The organism is Neptuniibacter sp. (assembly GCF_024231755.1).
Taxonomy (GTDB): Bacteria; Pseudomonadota; Gammaproteobacteria; order Pseudomonadales; family Balneatricaceae; genus Neptuniibacter.
The window spans coordinates 1-22,786 of record NZ_JAAEQH010000309.1 but is presented as its reverse complement, the minus strand read 5'-3'; the positions used below and the strand labels follow the sequence as shown (position 1 = coordinate 22,786).

Sequence of the window (22,786 nt, the reverse complement as noted above, 5' to 3'; positions counted from 1 at the left end):
CACTATCAATAGTGTGGCGGTGGAGGTTCATCATCAGGTGAACTGGTAGGGCTGTCGTTACTCAGGCTTTTCATGCGCTGATTCATGACCTTGATCATGCGTTTAAGTTGCTCAATTTCAAGCTCCTGCCTGGAGACAATTTCATTGAGCGTATCCAGTGTGTCTTCCTGAAATGCGACACGGGATTCCAGTTCGGTGATTCTTTCCTGATCGTTCATTCGAACCCTGATAATTTCTGTATCAAATTGGATTTAGCATAGTTTATCAGAGCTAGATATTAAAATGCGGCCCTTATTTATTGCTTATTAAGATAACCTGTTGAAAAAAAGCACTAAATTCGATATACCTTTGCGTTTGGTGGGGTATTTATCTAATTCCATCGAAACAAGTGCTAATAATTATCAACAATGACAAAAAATAATGAGGGTTAATCAGTTGATTCGTAGTCTGATTGTAAGTGTTATAGCGGCTGTTTTGGTACCAGTACTTTTAGGTCCGCTAGCTGGTGTTCAAGTTGAGTTATCTAATATTGCTGCATTGGCAATTATCTTTGTTGTAACTTTTGCGGCTTCAACTATCGCTTCTTCTGGGACTGGTAGTTCTGCTCAGAACAGTGAGTCTGGTTTTAGCGGAGCGGAAGTGGAAACCATTGATGAAAATGACGACCGTGAACAGGGAACTGTAAAGTGGTTTAACGTTTCTAAAGGTTTTGGTTTCATCACCCGTGGCGAAGATGATGATGTATTTGTGCATTTTCGTAACATTCGCGGCCGTGGTCACCGCTCTCTGGCTGAAGGTCAGAAAGTGCGTTTTTACGTTCGTGAAAGTGATAAAGGATTGCAGGCTGAGGACGTTTCAATCGTTCGTGACTGACAATTCTAGCGAGGTTGAAGTTCCTTCAGCCTCGCTTATTCCTCAATTTAATTCACCTGCTTCGCATCCCTCTGCTAAGAAATCCCTTCAAGTATATTTTCCAACCTTTCCTCTATTTTATTTATCTGTGTATAGCCCAGCGCTAAAGGAACAACTTGTTCATTGATTCGCAGATATAAAGAAGGGAAGCCTTGTGCACCTAATTGTTGAGCAAAGTTCAGATGTTGCTGTAGTTTTTGTTCTACCTCAGCACTACGTATTTGTTCACTGAATAGTGTGCTATCAATGTCCAGTGATTCTGCAAGCGCTGTCAGAGTAGACAAATCTGAAGGGTTTTGCGCATTCAAATAGTAAGCCTTTTGAATTGCAGTGATCATTTTGTCAGCTGATCCCGGAGCGATCTCTTCTGCCGTAATAACAGCACGGCAGGATGGGTAAGTACTGCGTCGAGGTGTGTTTTGGCTCCAGAACTCGTAATTGAATTGGGTTCCAGTGGTTTCCTCAATCTGATGCCAGATCGATTGAATACCCTGCTGCATCTTTTCGGGCATAGGCAGGTCTGAATCAGGGGCAAGACCTCCCATAATGTACTGCCATTTAAGGTCTGGATGCCGCTCTTTGAGTTTCTCGGTAACTGACCTGAAGGCCCAACACCAACTGCACATGGGGTCTGCGACATAAATGAACTGGGCCATCATCAAATACCCTTTAATGAATGATTATTCAGAAGTATCGCTTATGATCTTTGGCTAAGGAAATAGTTCAAAGTACGAATATATTTTTTTCTATGAATCTCATACTGTTTTATGGCCTGTTACAGGCTTAAAGAACTGAGTTGAAAGGAACCGGGTATGCCATACGTAAATATTAAAATTACCGATGAAGGTGTGACTGCTGAACAGAAAAAACAGCTGATTGAGGGAGCCACACAGCTACTGGTTGATGTTCTCAACAAAAATCCTGCAACTACTGTGGTTGTAATTGATGAGGTAAATACTGACAACTGGGGTGTTGCCGGTGAAGTAATTACGGAGAGGCGTAAGCAGGGAAAATAATTGAAAAAAAGCCTGACAGAAATGTCAGGCTTTTTTTAGGTATATGGGTTAACCATCCTGGTTGATTTGAGTGATTAGCTCTTGCAGAGAATTTTCTGCTGCAGAGTTTTCAACCTGGCAAGTCCCGGCAGCCTGATGTCCACCGCCGCCATATTTCAGCATTAACTCACCCACATTCGTTTTCGAGTTACGGTCAAAAATGGATTTGCCTGTCGCAAATACGGTGTTTTGCTGTTTGAGCCCCCACATAACATGAATTGAAATATTACATTCCGGGTATAGGGCATAGATCATAAAACGGTTGCCTGCCCAGATGGTTTCTTCGTTACGCAAGTCCAGTACAACCAGATTGTTGTGCACAGTTGAGCAGCGTATTATCTGTTCCTTAAACTTCGCTTCCTGCTCTGTGTATAGCTCAACACGCTCCTTAACATCAGGCAGGGCCAGAATCTCATCGATTGAATGGTTTTTGCAGTAATCGATCAGGTCCATCATCAGTGCATAGTTGGAGATACGGAACTCACGGAAGCGTCCTAGTCCTGTTCGGGCGTCCATCAGGAAGTTAAGTAGCACCCAACCTTCTGCATTCAACACCTCTTCCTTACTGAATTGCGCGGAATCCCCTTTATCAACCGCTTCCATCATCTCGTCCCAGCTTTCTGGAAACGCGCTATGGCCTCCATAATGTTGCCACACTACACGCGCGGCTGAAGGAACATCCGGCAGAATGACATGGTTGTCGCGTTTTTCGTTACGAATGGTTTCAGAAAGGTGGTGATCGAAGCAAAGGTGAACCCCATCCACATAAGGGAGGTTGGTCGTGATATCCCGATCTGTGATATCGATCTTGCCATCCTGCATATCTTTAGGGTGCACGAATTTAATATCATCAATCAGATCAAGGTGCTTAAGTAAAACGGCACACACTAAGCCATCAAAGTCGCTTCGGGTTACCAGGCGAAATTTCTTGTTATCCATTCTGTCTCACTCTAGTTTCTGGTTTTGATCTTTTTAACTTAGCACAAACATTTCTGCTCTCGCAGCGCGAGTAGATAAAAAACTGAGAAATATAGATTTGATTAACTACACTGACTTTTGAATCTGATTTATAGTCGAGACAAACATATCAAGGAGTTAGACGATGGACGTGGGTACAATTGTTTTTCTGGTAATCGTGCTAGGTGCTGTTTTTTATGTGGTCAGTATCTATAACAAACTAGTGGCACTGAAGAATCGTCACCAGAACGCCTTTTCACAAATAGAAGTCCAGCTTAAAAGACGCTACGACCTGATCCCTAATCTGGTTGAAACAGCCAAAGGTTATATGGCTCATGAGCGTGAAACGCTAGAAGCGGTAATACAGGCGCGTAATGAAGCTTCAGCTCTGCTGAAAGGTGCTGCTGCAACTTTAAGCACGGATGCAATGCAGCAGTTGTCCGGCGCTGAAAATGCCTTACAAAGTGCTTTGGGACGGATGAATATAGTGATGGAAGATTATCCGGACCTGAAAGCTAACGAAAATATGATGCAGCTATCAGAAGAGCTGACTACGACTGAGAACCGTGTGGCATTTTCGCGTCAGGCTTTCAACGATGCTGTTACTGCTTACAATACCTATCGCCAGTCATTCCCCCCTGTATTTTTCGCAGCAATGTTTGGCCATCCTGTTGATGCTTGCTTATTGGAGTTTGAAGATAGCGCTCAGATTCAGGCAGCGCCAAAAGTCAGCTTCTGATAACCAATTTCAGGAGCTGCATAAAGGTAAAACACTGATATGGATTTCTTTTCCCAACAGGACAAAGCCCGCCGTAACACCGGATGGCTAGTGATTTTGTTTGTTCTGGCTGTCTTAAGTCTGATTCTCTTAACCAACCTTCTGATTGGTCTCACCGTCTGGTTTATGACTCAGGAGGACACGATGCAGCGTGGCCTCAGTGTTATCTCCCAGACTGATCAAAGTACCATCTCATCGCTGTTTTCCTGGAAAACTTTTCTATTGATCAGCTTAGGAGTGGGAGGTGCAGTACTCTGTGCGATTCTCTACAAATGGTTTCAGCTCTCTTCTGGGGGGAAAGCCGTTGCTGAATCTTTAGGTGGGCGCCGGATCTATCCCAATACTGAGGATAGTGATGAAAAACAGATATTGAATGTTATCGAAGAGATGGCATTAGCCTCAGGTATGCCGGTGCCTGCTGTTTACCTTATGGAATATGAACTGGGCATCAATGCTTTTGCCGCAGGGAATACACCTGCTGATGCTGTGATAGGCGTTACAAAAGGCTGTATTCAACATTTCAAGCGGGATGAGCTTCAGGGAGTAATTGCGCATGAGTTCAGTCATATCCTGAATGGTGATATGCGCCTCAACTTACGTTTAATGGCTCTGCTCCATGGCATCGTATTTATTGGGCTAGTGGGAGAAATGATGCTCCGGGGTTCTGGCCACCGGCGTTCCGGTGGTCGTGTTGCAGCACTGGGTTTTGCACTAATGCTCATAGGTTGGCTTGGTACTTTCTTTGGAAATCTTATCAAAGCTGCGGTGAGCCGGCAGCGTGAGTATCTGGCTGATGCCAGTGCGGTTCAATTTACCCGAAATCCCGACGGCATAGCTAATGCGCTGAAACTGATAGGCGGTTACACCCAGGGGACTGAGATTACTAACTCCCATCGGAGTGAGATGAGCCATATGTTTTTTGGTCAGGCAATCCGCAAAATGGGAGATATGTTGGCAACTCATCCCCCGCTGGTGGATAGAATCCTGAAAGTAGATCCGGATTGGGATGGAAATTACCTTCATCGCGGCAGTGCCACTCGTCTCAAGAAGCAGCAATCTGATCAACAAGAGCGGGAGAAAAAGAGGGAAGTATTTACCCAGACCGTTTTAACAGGGGCTGCTGTAGCGGCGGGGGTTGATGCTGAGAAGCTGTTTTCACAAGATACCAGCCTTGATCAACTCCGAGATGAGATCGATGGTATCCCGGCTCTACTTCATGAACAGGCTCATGATCCGTTGGGAGCGATTGCACTCTGTTATGCGTTGCTCCTGCATCGGGATGAGCAACTGTTAAAAACACAGATGAAGATCATTTCACAAAGCGGGATCTCTGGAGTTGATCGCTTTGTAAATGATATGCAGGCAGATATTCAGCGCTTATCTAAAGCTTCCCGCTTACCTCTGATTGAGCTGCTTTTACCTGCTTTGAAGTGTATGTCGATTGAACAGTATAAGGTCTTTAAACGGACGTTGATGCTGCTTATCCGCGCGGACCGAAAAACAGATCTGTTTGAGTGGTGTTTATTCCAATTAGTCAGGCACTATCTGGCAGGTGAGTTTGAACCGGATAAAAAGCGTAAACCAAAATTTAAAGAGGTGGGGCAGGTCAGTGATGAGTATCAGTTGGTGTTGTCACTGTTGGCTCATCATGGTCATGAGACGCCGGAAGATGCTGAACGGGCATTTAATCGTGGCGCTTCTTCTGCTGGTTTATATAACATCAGTATTCTCCCATTTGAGGAGTGTGAACTGGAACGTTTTATCCAGTCAGTGCATGCACTAGGCAATGCTTATCCCATTTTGAAACCCCGGCTGTTGAGTGGTTTCAGAAACTGTATTGCTCAGGATGGGAAGATAACTGTAGAAGAGAAAGAGATGGTTTCCAGCATTGCCGCTGTGATGGATAGCCCTATTCCTATTTTTGAGCAGGGTACGGCTTGAGCAGTTACTCTCCCAATCTTCTAATACCCAATTTTAAAGTTCTGTTGTCAGAAACTTAATTCTGACAAAACTTTCGTGATTCATGAGACAGGTCAACGTTTATCCCTTGTAAGAGGAGGGTTTTTCATTAAAACTTGCCTGATACATTGGTGGGTGCCGGAAGGAATCTGAATTTGGCAATGTCATTGAACAGGCGAGTTTAGTACAAACTGACCGGTTTGGTGACGTAAGTTGTTGCGATGGAGATGCAGTTTAACCCAAAAAATTGCTCTTTCTGATCAGACAACGGTACCCCCTTGAATCGCTTAATCTCCATTTTAATTCTCATATTGTCGTTTAACGTGATGGCCTCTTCTGAGAAAGAAGTACCAAACATCGTTTCTGTAGATTGGGTTAAGGAACGTCTCACGGATGAACGCTTGGTTATTCTTGATATAAGAGAATATGAAGAGTTCAAACAAGGGCATGTAGAAGGTGCGGTGAATATTCCTGGTCTGGCTAACCTGTTTGATCAGGAAACCTGGTTATTACCCAAGCTTGATCACCTGCAGAACTTATTCAGTAAAGCGGGTATCGACAACAATAGCCTTGTTGTGACTTACGATAATGGAGATTTCTTCTGGGCAGCACGTGCCTATTGGATTCTTGAAGTTCTTGGTCACCAGAATGTCGGTATTTTGGAATATGCTTACGGTAGTTATCTGCAGGAAAACCTACCGAATTCTAAAGAAGATACGGTTGTTACAGCCAAAACCTTTGTTCCTCGTGTTGATAACGATCAGATTCAAACCAAACTAAGTACATTGATGGCTATTGGTAAAGAAACCATCATTGATGGCCGTGCTAATGACCATTATTTAGGTAAAAACTCTATCGCTAAACGCTTTGGTCATATCCCAACCGCTAAAAACTATCCGTGTACTGATAACTTTCAGGTGACGGATGAAGGCGCCAAAATGAAGAATTGGGATGAATTAGCTGCCCTTTACAAAGACATTCCAAAAGACAAAGAGGTCATTCTGTACTGTCAGGGTGGAGCGGAATCTGCTCTCAATTATATCGTTTTACAAAAACTAGGTTATAAGGCATCTATCTATGATGGTTCCTGGAAAGAGTGGGGTAACGACCCTGTCGTGCCAATAGAAAACCCTTCAGCTAAAAGCATGTAGTGCATACCTCAAGCAAAGGTGTGGTAAGGCATTGAGAAATAAAGGCTCGATCAAAAAACGACTGATAGGGATTATTCTGGTTGTTACCTCTTTGATCGGAATTACCGGTTATTCCAGTTTTCTAGCATGGAGCCTTGGTCATCAGTATCAGCGTGTGCTGGAGGTGGCTGAGACCGTGAGTAACATCATAGGTCAAGATGTTGCAAAGATAATCCTGCTGAATGATGTTGCTGCAGCGGCAGATATTACTTCCAGTCTAAAGTCGTTCCCCAATCTGAATTCGATGGTACTGTACAACCTTACTGAAGATCCTGTTTATCAGTACAGCAAGGATGAAGCGAGTTTTAAGGTTTCACCTTTACCATCACAAGATAAGCGGAACATCAAAGTGGAAGGTAATGTTGCCAGCTTATTTATTGATGCTGTCTATCAGGACAATCACTTGGGTTATGCTGCTCTAAATGTCAGGGTCCTTACTTTAAAAGAGATGGTGCAACGTGATGCAATCGCGTTGCTTTTGATGGCAATGTTCCTGTTTTTAGCCTCTTATCTGCTTGCCATAATCTATGCAAGAAGGTTTACCCAGCCCATTCTCTATTTGGTTTCTTTTCTGGAAAAGATTACTTATCTGGATGCTTTACGTGAACGTGTTAATACAACAGAGCAAAACGAATTTGGTACCTTGTATGACGAAGTTAATACCATGCTGGAGAGGATTGAGTCTGCGCAGGAAGCACAGAAGCTGGCCGCTGTAGCCTTTGAAATACAAAGTGGTATGGTTATTACGAATGCTGGTAATGTCATCCTCAAAGTTAATAAAGCGTTTACTGAAATAACCGGCTATACCCCTGAAGAGGCTATCGGTAAAACTCCTGGCATGCTTAACTCCGGTCTTGAGAGTAAAGCGTTTTACCAGAATATGTATCACACTCTGGCTGAACATCATCGGTGGAGCGGTGAGATCCGCAATCGTCATAAAGACGGTACTATCTACCCAGAATATCTTACGATTCAAGCGGTGCTGGATGATACTGATACCGTAATCTACTACGTAGCTTCGTTTCAGGACCTTACTCTGCAGAAAGAATCGGAAGCAAAACTTGAATACCTTGAGAATTTTGACACCCTTACTGGCCTGAGTAATCGTGATCGTCTAACACGTCGGATAGAGCAGCATCTCGATAGATCTGATCTGAATGGATGGGGAGCTTTGGTCTGTTTTGATTTTAAAGATTTTAAACTGATTAATGATGCCTATGGGCATACCTGTGGTGATGAACTTCTACAGCAGGTTGCAGAACGGATTAGTAGTGAATTCAAAGAGAGTGCACTGATTGCCAGAATCGGTGCTGATGAATTTGCTATGTGGTATCCATGTATGGAACAAGAGAGTGATCAGGCATCTATTCAAAGTAAGCTGCTAGCGGAGTCCTTGATTGCCGTATTAAGTCATCCATATCGAATACAAGGCATAACCATCAGTACTATTCCTGTAATTGGTATCACTCTCTATCAAGGAGATTGTGCTGATGCGTTAGTTATTCTGAAACAAGCGGATAGTGCTCTCCACAGTGCTAAGCAGTCCGGTAGAAGTATTGCGTTTTTTGATCAGAAAAATGAACACGCTTCTCTTGCACATCTCGATTTGTATACACAGCTATTACTTGCAAGAGAGCAACGACAGTTCGAACTATACTATCAGCCGCAACATGATATCGAAGGGTGTATTAAAGGTGTTGAGGGATTAATACGCTGGAACCACCCAGAACGTGGGCTTATATCTCCTCTGGATTTTATCCCTCTTGCGGAAAAGACTGGCGAGATTGTGTCAGTTGGCATGTGGGTAATTCAAACTGCTTGTAAACAACTTGCTTCTTGGCAGCAAGAGGAGGTAACAAAAAACTGGCACCTGGCGGTAAACATAAGCCCCAAACAGTTCATGCAGGATGAGTTCGTAACAGATGTGGCCCGATGTATATCTCAAAGTCAGGTTGATGCCAGAGGGCTAAAGTTTGAGCTGACAGAGTCTCTGTTGGTGGATGATCCTGAAAAAGTAAAATCTAAGATGGTCCAGTTGAGGGAGTTAGGCATACATCTCGCACTGGATGACTTTGGTACGGGATACTCATCACTGCAGTACCTGAGAGAGCTGCCATTTGATCAGGTCAAAATTGATCAGGCTTTTGTTAAAGGGATGTCTTCTAATCAGGGTGACCTTGCCATTATAAAAAGCATTCTACACATGAGTGAGGCCTTTAGTTTGGAGGTGATCGCTGAAGGGGTAGAAACAGAGGAGCAGCTTAACCTTCTAAAATCGTTTGGTTGTAAACGTTTCCAGGGATATTATTTCTCCCGCCCGACACCCGTTGAGATGTTGTTTCTACCTGAATAAATGCAACAATTCCAAGTATTGTCATGTTCAGCTGGCTAAGCGAGAGCGGGGTGCATGAGATAAAATCTTTAATTCCTCCTCAATGTGCTCAATTGAGTAATCTACATAACGTTTTCCCATAACCAGACGGCTTAGTTTCCTTCCTTCAAGATGAATGTAGACATGATCGTGCGCGCGTTGAAATATGACCGTATCCCCTTCCGGATTAGGTTTAAAACTTCCATCTTCAAATACCGAATCAAGTTGTACAACTAATGTGTGGTCATTTTTGTTTTCTATTACTGTAGCGGGAATGCAATGTCCGTTTTCCAGGATAGAAACCCCGGAGCCTGTTCTATAAATAGCATATTTATCTTCAGCTTTACGTCGCAGTAGTTCGTCAACCACCTCAGTTAGAATATTGATGACGACTTCGTGCTCACCCTGAAGTCCGATAAGCTCGCGGCAGTATTCGTGTTTGTCATTGGCTGAGACCCAGCCGGGAAGGTTGGTGTCGATCACGACTTCCCTGATTCGACGGTTAAATTGGTTGATATCCATATGCTACTCCCTGTAATTATGCCACATCCTGGTGCGTTTCTTAGGGAGTAGGTTAGACCTAGTTAGAGGGAATGCAAGAAACCGGAGTGTTTCTAGAGCTGAAAATAATTCATAGAAAGGTGGCAGCTTACTGCTGTTGATCCTTTTGCCACACCAGTGAGAGGGATACAGAATCTGCAAAACGCAGTGCATGAGGCTTATCTATAGTCACTTTTGCATACACCGTGCTGGGGTGTTTACTGCATATCTCCAGAACATCAGAAACCAGCTTTTCCAACAGTAAAAAACGTCCTTCTTCCACGTGTTTTATCACCTCTTTGGTGATGACTTTGTAGTTGAGTGCTTTTTCCACATCATCGTCAGCAAAAGCTGGTGTAGCAGGGTATTGGATCTCAATATTAATGACCACATCCTGCTGTTTCTCCATCTCTTCTGGGTTGAAACCAATATAGGTACGAAGGCGAAGGTTGGTGATGTTAATAATAGCGTTGCTGAGCGACATAAAAATTGTTCCCTTGAGTGCCTGGTTTTGGGCTGCCAGAAGTAATAAATTCCGAAGACGAATGTTAGATGCTGTCAATCGGTAGCTTAATTGTAAATGTAGTGCCTTGATTCTCTTCACTGGATATCAGAATTTCGCCCTGATGGTCCTGTATTATGCTGTATACGATGGCTAAGCCCATTCCGGTTCCTTTACCAACCGGTTTTGTTGTAAAAAAAGGAACAAAAACCTCTTTCTGTAGCTCTTCGCTCATTCCACAACCGTTATCGGAAATCTCCACAATTACATTTTGACCTTCAACTCGGGTGGATAGGGTTATTGTGGGATTGCTAATTTCCTGGGTTGCGTGTTTTGCATTGATGATCAGATTGAGAAATACCTGATTTAGCTCATTAGGGTTACAAGTGATTTCAGGGATAGGGTCTAAGTTTTTCCTGATACAAACATGGCCTTTTAATTCACTGTTTAGAAGTTTTAGTGTGCTCTCTATTCCTGCAACCAAATCGCTTGAACATCGGTCAGAGGTCTGAGTTCGAGCAAAGCTACGTAGGTTGAGAATAATCTCAGTAACTCGTTTTAACCCTTCATTAGTGTCGGCAACCAGTTCAGGAATATCGTCTGTAATGTATTCTAAATCTTCGTTTTTTAAGAGCTCTGAAAGTTGTAGCTGTGCTGATTCCGGTAGTTTATCTAGAATCTGTTTGCAGTGCTGATACAAACGGTCATAGGATTTCAGGTAAAGCTGTAATGACTCTATATTGCTGCTGACAAAGGCAAGGGGGTTGTTTATTTCGTGGGCGATACCAGCAGATAGTGTACCCAGCGTCGCTAGCTTCTCATGATTTAGCATAATTGCTTGCTGTTTTTTGAGTTGGCTAAAGCTCTCTTCAAGCTGTTGGTTTTTAAGATAAAGTTCTCGTGCTTTATCTTCCAGCAATTTCTCGGCATGCAGCCGAGCATCTCTTTCTCGTTTATAGGCGACTTCGTATGGATCTTTTTCTTTGCTCATCATTTAAACCTAATGATCAAATCACAGTGATCAGCCCCTTTATGTATGCATACAGGGTGACTTATCTCAACCTGTTCCTGGTAATGCATAGCCGCTCCACGGATCAGTCCTTCAGCCAGTATACAAAGCTTTCTAGGGGAGCGGTATTGCATAACTAAATGATTATTATCGGGTTCTGAATATGTGAATTGGGGTAGATTCGGGCTGTCATAAAGTTTCTTAACTTCCATATGGATCACAGAATCTACACTTTTAAGAAAAGATTTAAGATCTTGCTCGGAATCTACAAAGATAGGGTAGCGTTCAGCCAGCTTTGCAAAGAGATATTCACCAAAAGCACCAACAACTTCCTCGATGGGTTTATCCAGCTCAGTGGATACGTGTTCTACAAGCGTAAAAAGCTCACTATCCGGGTAGCTATCACCGGCTGTATGGAAATGATTATCAGGGCAGCTTTGTTCCAGAATTTTATTCCAATGAGCCATGCCTAGATGCTCTACGACCATCTCTTCTAATACATTGAAAATGACTCCTTTCACGACTTGCACCTCTGTTGCTTCAAAACAATTCTCAGTATATGAAAAAATTTAAAAACTTAATTCACTCTTTAGTGAGCCGAAAAGGCACCATCTTTGGCTTTTGATCGCTGGATCAAATTTATGGAGTTGGTTTCAGGCACTCTTTAGGTACGGCTTATTTTCTACTTATATCTTCAGGTGAGATCCCTGATCATCGATAGCCAAAATGCTCATGTTTAGAGTAGACGAAATTCATATGTGTCGCAAATGTCGCATTAATTATGAGTTTCGGAAGTTTAAATTTGTTATACATGCGACATTTGTGACATTTGTATTTTTTGTGTATGGTGTAGTCATATATCCTTAAGATTTATTAAGTAGAAGTATTGTGGTGCTGTTATGAAAACGTTAACTACAGGTGATATAGCGAAGGTTTGTGATGTCAATCTCAGAACGGTCATCCGTTGGATTGAACGTGGTGAGTTACAAGCTTTTAAATTGCCTGGTAGGGGAAATAATCGCGTTACAGAGAAAGACTTTGTCGCTTTTATGCGCAAGCACGGTATGCCTATCCCGGAGCAATTCCAACATGCCGCCCTAAACAGAGTATTGATTGTTGACGATGAAGTTCAAGTAACGAAGGCTATCAATCGAGTGTTACGGGGTGCAGGGTACGAAGCTATTGAAGCTAATGATGGTTTCTCTGCAGGAAGCAAGCTTATGAAAGAGCGGCCTGCTTTGATGACACTGGATTTAAGCATGCCTGGTTTAGATGGATATGATGTGATCAGGTTTGTACGTCAGGCCCCAGGGATATCTGATACTAAAATTTTGGTGATTTCAGCGCTTGATGAACGTGACCTTGAGCGGGCAATTGAGTGTGGTGCAGACGCTGTGTTGCAGAAGCCATTTGCTAATTCTGAGTTACTAGCCGCGATTGAAACGATTCTTGCATTGGGTCAGCGGAAAGTCGGTAGTTAACAGCTGCACCGTATCGATAACTAGAACAAATGAATTTGAAATTTCAGGACGAAATAGAGATGAACCAGGCGAAAGTGCTTTTTGTAGATGATGAGGTTGGCGTATTGCGTTCTTTGAAGCGTGGGTTACGTTTACGTCGTCGAGACTGGGAGATTCAGTTTCACCAATCACCTCTGCAAGCTTTAGATCAACTGGACCAATTCTCGCCATGGATTGTGGTCAGTGATAAGCGCATGTCAGAAATGGATGGCCTGGACTTTCTCGCTCAGGTCAGAGAGCGTTTGCCTGAAGCCGTTCGGATTCTATTGAGTGGAGATACCAGCGGAGAATCTGCGTTGGGAGCGACAGAGGTCTCACATCTGCTTCTGGCTAAACCGTTTGATATTGATGATTTGATTGAGATTTTAGAACGCACATATTGTTTATATTCCCTTCCAGTATCTGCGAAAAGCCGTCAAGTGTTGGGAGATATAAAAACGCTCCCAGTTTTGCCTGAAGTTTATCAGTGTTTGGTAGATTATTTGCGAAGTACTGATCAGCCTGATGTTAAGAAAATTGCAGAGATCATAAGTCGTGATACAGCTATTTTGAGTAAAGTTCTTCAGGTCTCCAATTCCTCATTTTTTGGTTTTTCTTCGCCGGCACAGAGTATTCAGGAAGCCGTGGTTCGACTGGGTAATGATCTGCTTTCCCAGATGGTCCTCAGTATTGGTTTGTTTGAAGAGAGTGAGCTTGACCAGCAAGCGCATAGAGCTTTGCTTGCGCAGTCCGAAAAAATATCGGAAAAAATGCTCACGATGGCCAGGTTTGCTGATGTGCCAAAACAGATATTAGATAAGTTGTATATAACAGGGTTATTACATAATGTAGGTGCTTTAGCCCCTGAAATTGATGATCCGGATATCAGCCATATTATTGGAGCTTATTTACTGAAGCTTTGGGGCTTTGAAACCGAGCTCGTAAACGCTGTTTTATACCAGAATGATAACGAATACATTGATGAATCATTGCTCCTCCCATTTTTACGTGTGGCATTAGCCTTAGATGATGAAAAGGGGGTAACTGATACGCTTAATTTTCTACCCGAAAGTGATTTGAGACACACCAAAGTACAGGCGTTCCTGCAACAAATATAAAAAGGTGCTTATGATGAAAAAGATATTATGCGTAATGCTATTAGGTTTTTTCGCGACTGTTACAGCACAGGCAGAAACAATTACATTCGGGATTGTACCGCAACAGTCAGCGAAGAAATTAGCGAGGCTTTGGACGCCTATCAGTAGCTATCTCAGTGAGAAAGCAGGGGTCGAAGTATTGTTTAGTACAGCACAGGATATTCCCACCTTTGAGAAACGGTTGTTGGCTGGCGAATATGATATGGCATATATGAATCCGTACCATTATACGGTTTTCCAGCAAAAGCCTGGTTATGATGCGATAGCTAAACAGCGAGATAAACGTATAAAAGGTATTGTGGTGGTGCATAAGGATAGTCCGATCCAGTCTTTAACTGAGTTAAATGGACAAACATTGTCATTCCCGTCTCCAGCAGCTTTTGCCGCCAGTGTTTTACCTCGGGCCAAAATGGAGAAAGATGGAATTAATATCACCCCTAAATATGTTTCTTCACATGATTCAGTCTATCTAACCGTCTCGCGGGGGTTGTTCCCGGCTGGTGGTGGGGTTATGAGAACATTCAATAATACAGCGACTGAAGCTCGTGAGAACTTAAGAATCTTGTGGACTACGCCAGCATATACCCCCCATGCAATTGCAGTTCATCCAAGAGTGAGCCAGGGCGTGAAAGAAAAGCTACAACAAGCATTACTATCGATGAATGAAGATGAGCAGGGACAAGCGCTACTGAAAACAATCAATTTTAAGGGCATTGAAACTGCGAAAAATAAAGATTGGGATGATGTGCGTGGCTTGAATATTAAACTGTTGCAACATCTGCTGCAGTAATCTGTGTATGGAAACCAGACATGAGAATGTCACTTAGGCTTAAAACAATTCTGGGTATAGCAACCATTGAGGCTTTATTACTGCTTTTGTTGGTTTCAATGACGCTGGATTACCTGCGTTCAACCAACTATGAGGGATTAACTAAACGAGCTTCTACGACTGCAACCCTGTTTGCAACGACCACTAAAGACGCTGTGCTGAGTTATGACTTGGCGTCTTTAGAGGCGTTTGTCACCGAGGTGATGAAAAACCCGGATCTCGTATATGCCCGAGTATTAGGCCCACAGGGAACCGTTTTTGCTCAGGCAGGTGAAGCATCGGTGTTAGGCCTAGTGTTTCAAGCAGACAAGGATGTAGAGCAAATTACGGATGGCGTATTTGATACCTTTGCTGAAATCAGTGAGGGGGGAAAAACATATGGCCGTGTTGAGCTTGGTATTGATATCAATAGTCTGACTGAGACGATCAATGAAGCGAAACAGAAAAGCGCGACGATAGCTGCACTAGAAATGGCATTAGTAGCACTCTTCTCGCTTATTCTAGGTACTTACCTGACCAAGCAACTTAACGTTTTGACTAAAGCCGCGAAGTCTATTTCCAGAGGACGGTTAGATATTGAAGTGCCGGTGTCTGGTCATGATGAAGTGGCAGATGTTGCCAAAGCGTTCAATTCTATGGCCGGAAACCTCAAAGAGGTGAGCGCCAGAAGGGACGAGTTTGAGCTGGAACTACGAAAGCTAAATCAATCACTTGAACAGCGGGTTGAGAAACGTACACAGCAATTACAGGAAAAAAATAGCCAGTTAGAGCAAGCAAACAGAGAGATTAAAGAGACTCAAGCGCAGCTTGTACACTCAGAGAAAATGGCGTCTGTCGGTATTTTAGCTGCAGGTGTGGCCCATGAAATAAATAACCCTATGGGTTTCGTGATAAGTAATATCAGTACGCTTGAACTCTACGTGCAAAATTACCGTAAATTGTTAGAGAGCTATCAAAAGCTGGCAGCTGCAGACAGTTCTCAAGAGCGTAAGCAACTGCTTGAGGAGATTCAGGGGCTTGAGCAGGAAGTTGACCTCGAGTTTATGTCGGAAGACATCGAAGAGCTGATGAATGATACAAAAGAGGGAACGAACCGTGTTAAAGAGATCGTTAAGGGATTAAAAGAGTTCTCTCATGTGGATCAGTCTGAAAACTTCCATATGGCAGATATTAATGCGTGTATTGAAACCACGTTAAAAGTAGTCAATAACGAACTTAAATATCATTGTGAGTTGGTGACTGAGCTCGGTGAACTGCCTGATATTTACTGTGCTCCAGGACAGATTAAGCAGGTTCTGTTGAATTTATTACTTAATGCTGGGCACTCAATCGAAGATAAAGGCACGATTACTATCACAACTGAATGCATGGACGATCAGATTAAAATCTGCATTCAGGACACAGGTTGTGGCATTGATGAACATCAGATGGATAAGTTGTTTGATCCATTTTTTACGACGAAATCAGTTGGTGAAGGAACAGGACTAGGCTTGGCAATATCTTATGGAATTATTGTTGATGAGCATAAAGGTAATATTGAAGTCAGCAGTGAAGTAGGAAAGGGGACCGAATTTACTATTACGCTGCCGGTAGTTACTCAGCCCGATTAGTAAGGTCATAGTAAATCAAGAGTCAATAAGACAACTTGGGATTATCAAAATAACAATAACAGGATCAAGAGGTGGTAAATGGAATATACAGATAACACTGTTCTTATTGTGGATGACGAACAAGGCATACTTAATTCGCTTAAGCGCCTACTGAAACCTCTAAAATGTCAGGTGTTGGTGTCCTTGTCTCCTCTTGAAGCTCTGGAGAACCTTAAAACCCAACCTGTGGATGTGGTCATCAGTGATATGCGCATGCCAGAAATGGGCGGGGAGTGTTTTCTTGAGCAGGTGGCAAAAGATTACCCTGAGACCGAACGTATTGTGATTACTGGCTATTCTGATGCGCAGGCAACGATTGATGCGATTAACCGCGGTCAGATAAGCCGCTTTATGCTTAAACCCTGGCAGGATGAAGAAGTCGTTAAAGTTGTGAAAAAAGGCTTTGAGGTCGCTGCGTTAAGACAGGAAAATTCCCGCCTGCAGGCCGAAACACAGGAAAAAAATGCTGAGTTAGAACGGCTGAATCAATCCCTGGAAAGCAAGGTACAGGAACGGACCGAACAGCTTAAAGTAGCTAATGAACATCTGAAAGGCAGCTATCGTTCGGTGGTGCGGATGTTTTCTGCTCTTTCTGCACGTCGCTTGGGGATTAAAGCTTCTGGCGAAAACCAACAACTCAACAAGCTTATGGTCGCTGTTGCCTCCAAAACCGGGGTAGAGGGGAAAGAGTTAAAGCAGCTCTTCTATGCTTGGCAGTTACGCCATATCGGTAAAGTCAGTTTTCCCGATACTCTCCTGAAAGAGTCTTATGTACAGATGAATCCTGAGCAACAACGCGAATATCAGCAACATCCCGTTATGGCTCATGCCGCCTGTTTGTTGGTAAAACCGTTGTATGAGGCAGGGCAGGTTATTCTTCAGCATAAAGAGTATCTGGATGGCTCAGGCTATCCAAAAGGAAGTAAGGCTGATGATATAAAATACCGGGCCCAGATACTCTGTGTTGTAAATGATTATGTGGAGTTGATTAATGGACTATACGATGAACGACACTATAGCTCTTCGGAGGCGCTTAAGTACCTCAGCGAGACTGCGGCAGAACGTTACAATCAGAATGTCGTGACGATTTTGGGTAAAGCTCTTGAAGAACTGGCTCAGGAAAAAGAGATCTATAACGATTGCTGTATCAAAAGCCATGAACTCAAAGCCGGTATGATGCTGAGTCGCGATCTGATCAGTGATGAAGGTATCTTGCTGCTCAGTGCTGATCAGATAATTGATGCAGCAGCAATCGAACGTATTCGTGATATGGAGTTTAATCTACAGGAACTCTTTAAAATCTATGTCACCCAATAAGAGGTGCTCTAGGTCTATATTGAGGTTTGGGTTGAATCAATTTCGCAGTGATTGTGTATAACCATAACCTAAAAGATTTAGTAGTAGGCGAATACTTTATGAAACCATTAAAGTTGTCTAATATAGTTGTTGTTTTCGCATAGTTACTCTGGTTTTATCCGGTAATTTTTCGGTTCGCATCTTATAGAGGGAGTAAAGATGGGAAGAATATATTGTTGTACTTTGTTATTTCTTCTTGCCTTACCTTCTTTTGTCAAAGCAGAAACTACTGGAGATTCTGTTCACAACAGTCTGAACGTAACTGCCGGAGTCGTCAGTAACTTTCCTCCTCAATACTCACTTGATGAGAATGGTCGACCGCAAGGGTTTGCGATTGACTCCATGAATGCTATCTCAAAGATTGCGAATGTGAGTGTGGATTATAAGGTTTACGGTTCGTGGGGAGATTTATCGAAAGCTCTTCGAACAGGTGAGGTAAACCTTATTCCGAATAATGGGATAACAGGTCTACGACGTGAATATTCTGACTTTTCTCAACCTATTGAAACGTTTGCTATCTCTGTATTTGTTCGTAAGAACAGTGGGAGTGCAAAGACACTCGGCGATTTGAAAGATACTGTTATCGGTGTGGTTGAGAGAAATGCAGCCATTCGATTTTTACATCAGCGAAATTACAAAACTAAAACCTATCCTGATTTTTCTAACCTTTTGGTAGAGCTGATTAGTGGCAGAATAGATGCTGCAGCTTATCCTGCGCCAGTTGTATGGCTTCTAGCTCGGGAAGCAGGGTTAGAACACCGTATCTCCCCTATAGAACCGCCTTTAGCGGAAATTAAACGAGGAATGGCTTTTCCTAAAGGTCATACAGAGTTGCTCAACAGGTTTGATGATGCCATATCTCAATTCATTCAATCTGAAGACTATAAGGATATATACGGAAAATGGTATGCCGCACCAGCACCTTACTGGAGCTCTCAGCGGGTAATTATGCTTTTATCGGTTGTGGTCGTCCTCCTTCTTGTAATTACATTTGTGTGGCGTAATTTCAGTCTGCGAAAAATCAATAGGCAGCTCAGGCAAGAAACTGTTATTCGAAGCCAAGCAGAAACAAAGCTTAAATTTCTAAATGCAGAACTTGAGGAAAAAGTTGAGCTACGCACAGCTGAACTTGCCAAACGTAATCAAATCTTAAGCACTATCGATAGCCTTAGAGAAGACTTTATTAAAGAGACTGCTGCTTTAGCCTTATTTCCTGAATTACTTGAAAGCCTCAAGTCTTTAACAGATAGCGAGTATGGCTTTATTGGAGAAGTGCAATACGATCAGACTGGATCTAAATACTTGAAGGTTTATGCCATTAGTAATCTCTCCTGGAACGAAGAAACGAACCGCCTTTACGAGAGTTTTTTTGATAATGGAATAGAATTTAAAAAGTTAGATAACCTGTTTGGCAGGGCAATAACTCACGGTAATACAGTCATATCGAATGACCCTGTAAATGATGACAGAAGCTCAGGGTTACCAAAAGGCCATCCGGAACTAACTTCATTTATTGGAATCCCTGTCTTCTTTGGTGAAAGGCTTGTCGGTGAAATTGGTTTAGCAAATAGAAACGGGGGCTATGACGAGAGCATACTTAATGACCTCGCTCCTGTTGTTGATGCGCTTGGTCAAATCATTGTTGGACGCTGGGACAGGCAAGCACGATTAGAGGCAGAAAAGGAGTTGAAAGAGCTTGCTTCTACAGACCCATTAACGGAAGTTTCGAATAGAAGAAGCTTTGAATCAAAACTCATTGATGAGATGGCTAGAGCAAATCGCTATGAAGAGCCTTTAAGTTTGCTAATGCTAGACATTGATCATTTTAAAGAAGTGAATGACCACTATGGTCATGATGCTGGGGATATTATCCTCAAAGAGCTGACTAATGAGATCAAAGATCAGGTTAGAAAAATTGATTTTATCGCTCGTTGGGGGGGAGAAGAATTTATGATTATACTCCCTAAAACCCCACTAGAGATGGCAAAAGCTTTCGCAGAAAGGCTACGAAAGCAAATTGAAGCCTATGCGTTTTCGTACCACTCTGAAACAACAATTAGTTTAGGCATAACTTCTTTTCATAGAGGCGAAAATAAAGACGATTTTGTCTCACGTGCTGACCAAGCTTTATATGAGGCGAAGGAATCAGGCCGAAATCGAGTTGCATTCCGGGATTAAAGGCTCATGTACCCAAATGAGGGAATCACCGCTTGCGCAAAACCAGACTACCAATCGAGTAGCCAGCGCCAAACGAACAGAGAACACCGGTATCACCTGATTGCATATCCTTATGATTCAAATTAAACGCAATCAAAGAGCCCGCTGAGGCGGTGTTCGCGTATTGATCAAGAACAATTGGGGCTTCTTCCGCAGAGGCATTTCGGCCAAGCAGTTTTTTACCGATCAAAAGATTCATATTGATATTGGCCTGATGCAACCACCAACGTTTCACTTGAGTGTTTTCAATCTCTAAGCCCTGAAGTTGCTGGGTGATATGCTCCGCAGCCATTGGGCAGACTTCTTTAAATACCTTACGTCCATTCTGGATAAAGAATTTATCAGCGCCGAATGGATCGCTGTCTTCGGCGTAGGAGAGGTAACCGAAGTTAGAACGGATATTGTTGGAAAATTGAGTCACAGCTTTGCAACTTAAAACTTCATAACTATGTTCCGAATTGCAGCTTGAAGCGGTTTCCAGAATTGTTGCGGTAGCCACGTCGCCAAAAATAAAGTGGCTGTCCCGGTCGCGCCAGTTGTTCTGGGGGGATGTTAGCTCAGGGTTGATTACGAGTACGCAGCCTGCGGTTCCAGCTGTGATCATCTCGTAGGCGCGTTGCAGAGCGAAAGTTGCAGCAGAACAGGCGACCAGCATATCGAACCCAACGCCTTGAATACCCAGCTCATTCTGCACCTCGATAGCGATGGCAGGGTAGGAGCGCTGAGTATAAGAGCAGGCAACAATAACAGCATCGACATCTTCAGATTTTTTGTTAGCTGCTTCGAGTGCTTTGAGCGCTGCTTTTTTTGCCATTTCAGCTTGATGGGATAGCTCTTCGTTAGAACGAGGCTCAATATAGGGCCGCATGCGGTCAATATTGAGAATCCCTTCTTTACGGTAAACGTAGCGGTTTTCAATACCTGAAGCTTTAGTAATAAATTCTGCACTGGAGAGAGGTTTAGCTGCAAGCTCACCGGATTGTATCTGTGTTGCATTTTCACGGTTAAACTTTTCGGCAAAGCCATTATACGCGCTGACCAGCTCTTCATTACTGATTGAATGTTCAGGCGTCCAGAGGCCGGTGCCGCTGATAACAACTGAGTTGGTGTTATTTGTCATAAACTAAACTCTTGGCTTTGTGTTTTTATGAGTAACGACAGCAACGAAACGGGAAGCTGTGAACGATATTGATAGTTAATCATTGTGTCTTAAAACGGTAACAGCGCCAGTTACATAAATCGGCGTTATTGGGTGACATATATGTGCAGAGGCGTTGGGGATGAGTCGGAAATGAATAGGGATTGGAAAATGCAGGCAAATTTTCTGTTTCAGATGGAGAAGCCTGAGCATTTCACAAACTACAAGCATTGTGATGAATGTGCGGAGCATGATGAGACTCTTCGGACTGCTGAACTTCAAACTATAGGCCTTGATGAGTTGGGTAATCCAGGCTGGGACCCCATTTGTTTCTGCTCCGATGAGGGTAAGCGTTACCTGACGCCTGCTTTTATTCGTTTAACTTTGGATACCTTAGACAATGAATTCTATTTGGAGCAGTTTCTTTTTCATCTGCAGGGGGACGGAATTGGAAACAGTTACTTTGATAGTTGTTCAATGGAACAAAGGACTTTTATCGCCGAATTCCTCTGCTATCTATTGGAAAACTACAGTGAATTAATAGATAAAAACCTTTGTGGAGATGATCTTCTGCGTGCCTATGAGATCTGGAGTCAGTAACGTTAATCTCTGGATGGCGGTAAAGAGTATGTACCTGTGACATGGGCAACAGGTTCAGGCTCACCTTCGGAGTAGAGATACACTTCACCCACCACAAGCGTTCTGCCAACCTTAAGCAGTTCGCATTCAGCAATGATTGCCTTTTCTGAAGAGGGCTTTCGCAGGAAATTTATATTCAGGCTGGTGGTTACGGCGAGGGCCACTAATCCGATTTCACCCAGAATAGCTACGTAGAGAGCAACATCTGCCACTGCCATCAGCACAGGCCCGGATACTGTGCCGCCAGGCCTTAATTCCTCAAAGCCAATTTCATGACTTAATACACAGGAGCGATTACCAACCGACTCTACTGTGCATTTCGTTTGGGGGAACTCTTTACGCAGAAATTCTGCCATTTCTGATTTTGAAACCATTACTCTCTCCTGGCGTAATTCCTGCCTTACGTAATTCTCTTAAACGTAATTTAGGGGCATCGCTGTACTATCAACTATCTTACGCATAATAAATGCAGACTTTACACCGGTTACCCCGCGGATACGGGTAATCTTACCAAGCAGGATATCCTGATAACGATCCATATCCGGGACAGCGATCTTTAGCTGGTAGTCGGCATCATGCCCGGTAATCAAGTAACACTCCATCACTTCGGGTAGTGATTGGATAGTTCTCTCGAACTCTTCAAAACGCTCCGGGATATGCTTGTCCATGCTGATATGCAAGATGGCAAATAGGTTCAAATCTATTGCTTTTTCATTGAGTCGGACGACCCGGTCCCTTATTACGCCTGATTCCTGCAATTGTTTGACTCTTCTAGAGCAGGGCGCTGCTGTAAGACCAACCCGTTCAGCCAGATCCTGATTGGATAACTCGCCGTTATCCTGCAACTCACGCAATATTTTTAGATCAAACCGGTCCAGCGAGATAGAAGTTTTCATGACTTTTGTTTTTATAGCAATGTTATTTGGGCTTTTAGTTTATTTGCTTTTTTTATATTGCGCAAATTGTGATTTTTGGGGTAAATGAGATCGGTAATTGCGCAGTAAGCGCTATAAACTTGTCTTCATCGGT

At 43.1% G+C, this 22,786-nt stretch carries 23 protein-coding genes; 13 read left to right on the top strand and 10 right to left on the bottom strand.

The window, feature by feature from the left end:
* Positions 1-5 precede the first annotated feature (5 nt).
* Positions 6-218: a SlyX family protein gene (locus tag GY843_RS18290; RefSeq protein WP_297311780.1), complete on the bottom strand. Its 213-nt coding sequence runs from the start codon at positions 216-218 to the stop codon at positions 6-8.
* A 217-nt stretch (positions 219-435) separates the two neighbouring features.
* On the opposite strand from GY843_RS18290, the gene GY843_RS18285 reads away from it, so the two are divergent.
* Entirely contained in the window at positions 436-873 is a 438-nt protein-coding gene (locus GY843_RS18285) for a cold-shock protein (RefSeq protein ID WP_367183873.1), read from the top strand.
* Positions 874-947: 74 nt separating this feature from the next.
* Here GY843_RS18285 and GY843_RS18280 read toward each other — a convergent pair whose 3' ends face one another.
* Complete coding sequence (locus GY843_RS18280; RefSeq protein ID WP_297311777.1) at positions 948-1,571, bottom strand: DsbA family protein; 624 nt, start codon at positions 1,569-1,571, stop codon at positions 948-950.
* 153 nt (positions 1,572-1,724) lie between these two features.
* Between GY843_RS18280 and GY843_RS18275 the strand changes: the two genes are divergently transcribed.
* The gene (locus GY843_RS18275) at positions 1,725-1,928 is read left to right on the top strand and encodes a 4-oxalocrotonate tautomerase family protein (protein WP_297311776.1); all 204 of its coding nucleotides are present in this window, start codon (positions 1,725-1,727) and stop codon (positions 1,926-1,928) included.
* A gap of 48 nt (positions 1,929-1,976) precedes the next feature.
* On the opposite strand, the gene GY843_RS18270 is transcribed toward GY843_RS18275, so the two are convergent.
* Positions 1,977-2,906, bottom strand: a complete 930-nt coding sequence (locus GY843_RS18270; protein WP_297311775.1) for an exopolyphosphatase — start codon at positions 2,904-2,906, stop codon at positions 1,977-1,979.
* Positions 2,907-3,069: 163 nt separating this feature from the next.
* On the opposite strand from GY843_RS18270, the gene GY843_RS18265 reads away from it, so the two are divergent.
* The 4 genes from GY843_RS18265 (at position 3,070) to GY843_RS18250 (ending at position 9,204) form a co-directional block, all read left to right on the top strand.
* Positions 3,070-3,663: a LemA family protein gene (locus GY843_RS18265; protein ID WP_297311773.1), complete on the top strand. Its 594-nt coding sequence runs from the start codon at positions 3,070-3,072 to the stop codon at positions 3,661-3,663.
* Between the two features lie 39 nt (positions 3,664-3,702).
* Positions 3,703-5,643 (top strand): M48 family metallopeptidase, encoded by a 1,941-nt coding sequence (locus GY843_RS18260; protein WP_297311772.1) that lies wholly within the window; start codon positions 3,703-3,705, stop codon positions 5,641-5,643.
* Between the two features lie 296 nt (positions 5,644-5,939).
* The gene (locus GY843_RS18255) at positions 5,940-6,812 is read left to right on the top strand and encodes a sulfurtransferase (protein ID WP_297311770.1); all 873 of its coding nucleotides are present in this window, start codon (positions 5,940-5,942) and stop codon (positions 6,810-6,812) included.
* A gap of 31 nt (positions 6,813-6,843) precedes the next feature.
* Positions 6,844-9,204 (top strand): EAL domain-containing protein, encoded by a 2,361-nt coding sequence (locus GY843_RS18250; protein WP_297311768.1) that lies wholly within the window; start codon positions 6,844-6,846, stop codon positions 9,202-9,204.
* Positions 9,205-9,231: 27 nt separating this feature from the next.
* On the opposite strand, the gene GY843_RS18245 is transcribed toward GY843_RS18250, so the two are convergent.
* The 4 genes from GY843_RS18245 to GY843_RS18230 form a co-directional block, all read right to left on the bottom strand.
* Positions 9,232-9,744, bottom strand: a complete 513-nt coding sequence (locus tag GY843_RS18245) for a hypothetical protein (protein WP_297311766.1) — start codon at positions 9,742-9,744, stop codon at positions 9,232-9,234.
* A gap of 127 nt (positions 9,745-9,871) precedes the next feature.
* Positions 9,872-10,246, bottom strand: a complete 375-nt coding sequence (gene folX, locus GY843_RS18240) for a dihydroneopterin triphosphate 2'-epimerase (protein WP_297311765.1) — start codon at positions 10,244-10,246, stop codon at positions 9,872-9,874.
* Between the two features lie 64 nt (positions 10,247-10,310).
* Entirely contained in the window at positions 10,311-11,258 is a 948-nt protein-coding gene (locus GY843_RS18235; protein WP_297311763.1) for an ATP-binding protein, read from the bottom strand.
* Complete coding sequence (locus GY843_RS18230) at positions 11,255-11,794, bottom strand: heme NO-binding domain-containing protein (protein WP_297311760.1); 540 nt, start codon at positions 11,792-11,794, stop codon at positions 11,255-11,257. The genes GY843_RS18235 and GY843_RS18230 overlap by 4 nt, the downstream gene beginning before the upstream one ends.
* 378 nt (positions 11,795-12,172) lie before the next feature.
* Here GY843_RS18230 and GY843_RS18225 point away from each other — a divergent pair, with 378 nt between their 5' ends.
* From GY843_RS18225 to GY843_RS18200, 6 genes are all read left to right on the top strand, one after another.
* On the top strand, positions 12,173-12,754 hold the full coding sequence (locus tag GY843_RS18225) for a response regulator (RefSeq protein ID WP_297311758.1): 582 nt from the start codon (positions 12,173-12,175) through the stop codon (positions 12,752-12,754).
* A 29-nt stretch (positions 12,755-12,783) separates the two neighbouring features.
* The gene (locus GY843_RS18220) at positions 12,784-13,890 is read left to right on the top strand and encodes an HDOD domain-containing protein (RefSeq protein ID WP_297311756.1); all 1,107 of its coding nucleotides are present in this window, start codon (positions 12,784-12,786) and stop codon (positions 13,888-13,890) included.
* Between the two features lie 10 nt (positions 13,891-13,900).
* The gene (locus GY843_RS18215) at positions 13,901-14,719 is read left to right on the top strand and encodes a phosphate/phosphite/phosphonate ABC transporter substrate-binding protein (RefSeq protein ID WP_297311754.1); all 819 of its coding nucleotides are present in this window, start codon (positions 13,901-13,903) and stop codon (positions 14,717-14,719) included.
* Between the two features lie 20 nt (positions 14,720-14,739).
* Positions 14,740-16,368 (top strand): ATP-binding protein, encoded by a 1,629-nt coding sequence (locus GY843_RS18210; RefSeq protein ID WP_297311752.1) that lies wholly within the window; start codon positions 14,740-14,742, stop codon positions 16,366-16,368.
* Between the two features lie 78 nt (positions 16,369-16,446).
* Positions 16,447-17,724: an HD domain-containing phosphohydrolase gene (locus GY843_RS18205; protein WP_297311750.1), complete on the top strand. Its 1,278-nt coding sequence runs from the start codon at positions 16,447-16,449 to the stop codon at positions 17,722-17,724.
* A gap of 198 nt (positions 17,725-17,922) precedes the next feature.
* Complete coding sequence (locus tag GY843_RS18200) at positions 17,923-19,941, top strand: diguanylate cyclase (RefSeq protein WP_297311748.1); 2,019 nt, start codon at positions 17,923-17,925, stop codon at positions 19,939-19,941.
* Positions 19,942-19,966: 25 nt separating this feature from the next.
* Here the strand turns inward: GY843_RS18200 and GY843_RS18195 are convergent, their stop codons facing one another.
* Positions 19,967-21,100: a beta-ketoacyl-ACP synthase III gene (locus GY843_RS18195; protein WP_297311747.1), complete on the bottom strand. Its 1,134-nt coding sequence runs from the start codon at positions 21,098-21,100 to the stop codon at positions 19,967-19,969.
* Positions 21,101-21,289: 189 nt separating this feature from the next.
* Between GY843_RS18195 and GY843_RS18190 the strand changes: the two genes are divergently transcribed.
* Positions 21,290-21,718, top strand: a complete 429-nt coding sequence (locus GY843_RS18190) for a hypothetical protein (RefSeq protein WP_297311745.1) — start codon at positions 21,290-21,292, stop codon at positions 21,716-21,718.
* A 2-nt stretch (positions 21,719-21,720) separates the two neighbouring features.
* Here the strand turns inward: GY843_RS18190 and GY843_RS18185 are convergent, their stop codons facing one another.
* Together GY843_RS18185 and GY843_RS18180 are read right to left on the bottom strand one after the other, a co-directional pair.
* Positions 21,721-22,131, bottom strand: coding sequence for a PaaI family thioesterase (locus tag GY843_RS18185; RefSeq protein WP_297311743.1), 411 nt, complete (start codon positions 22,129-22,131; stop codon positions 21,721-21,723).
* Positions 22,132-22,170: 39 nt separating this feature from the next.
* Positions 22,171-22,653 (bottom strand): Lrp/AsnC family transcriptional regulator, encoded by a 483-nt coding sequence (locus GY843_RS18180; protein ID WP_297311741.1) that lies wholly within the window; start codon positions 22,651-22,653, stop codon positions 22,171-22,173.
* Positions 22,654-22,786: the final 133 nt, after the last annotated feature.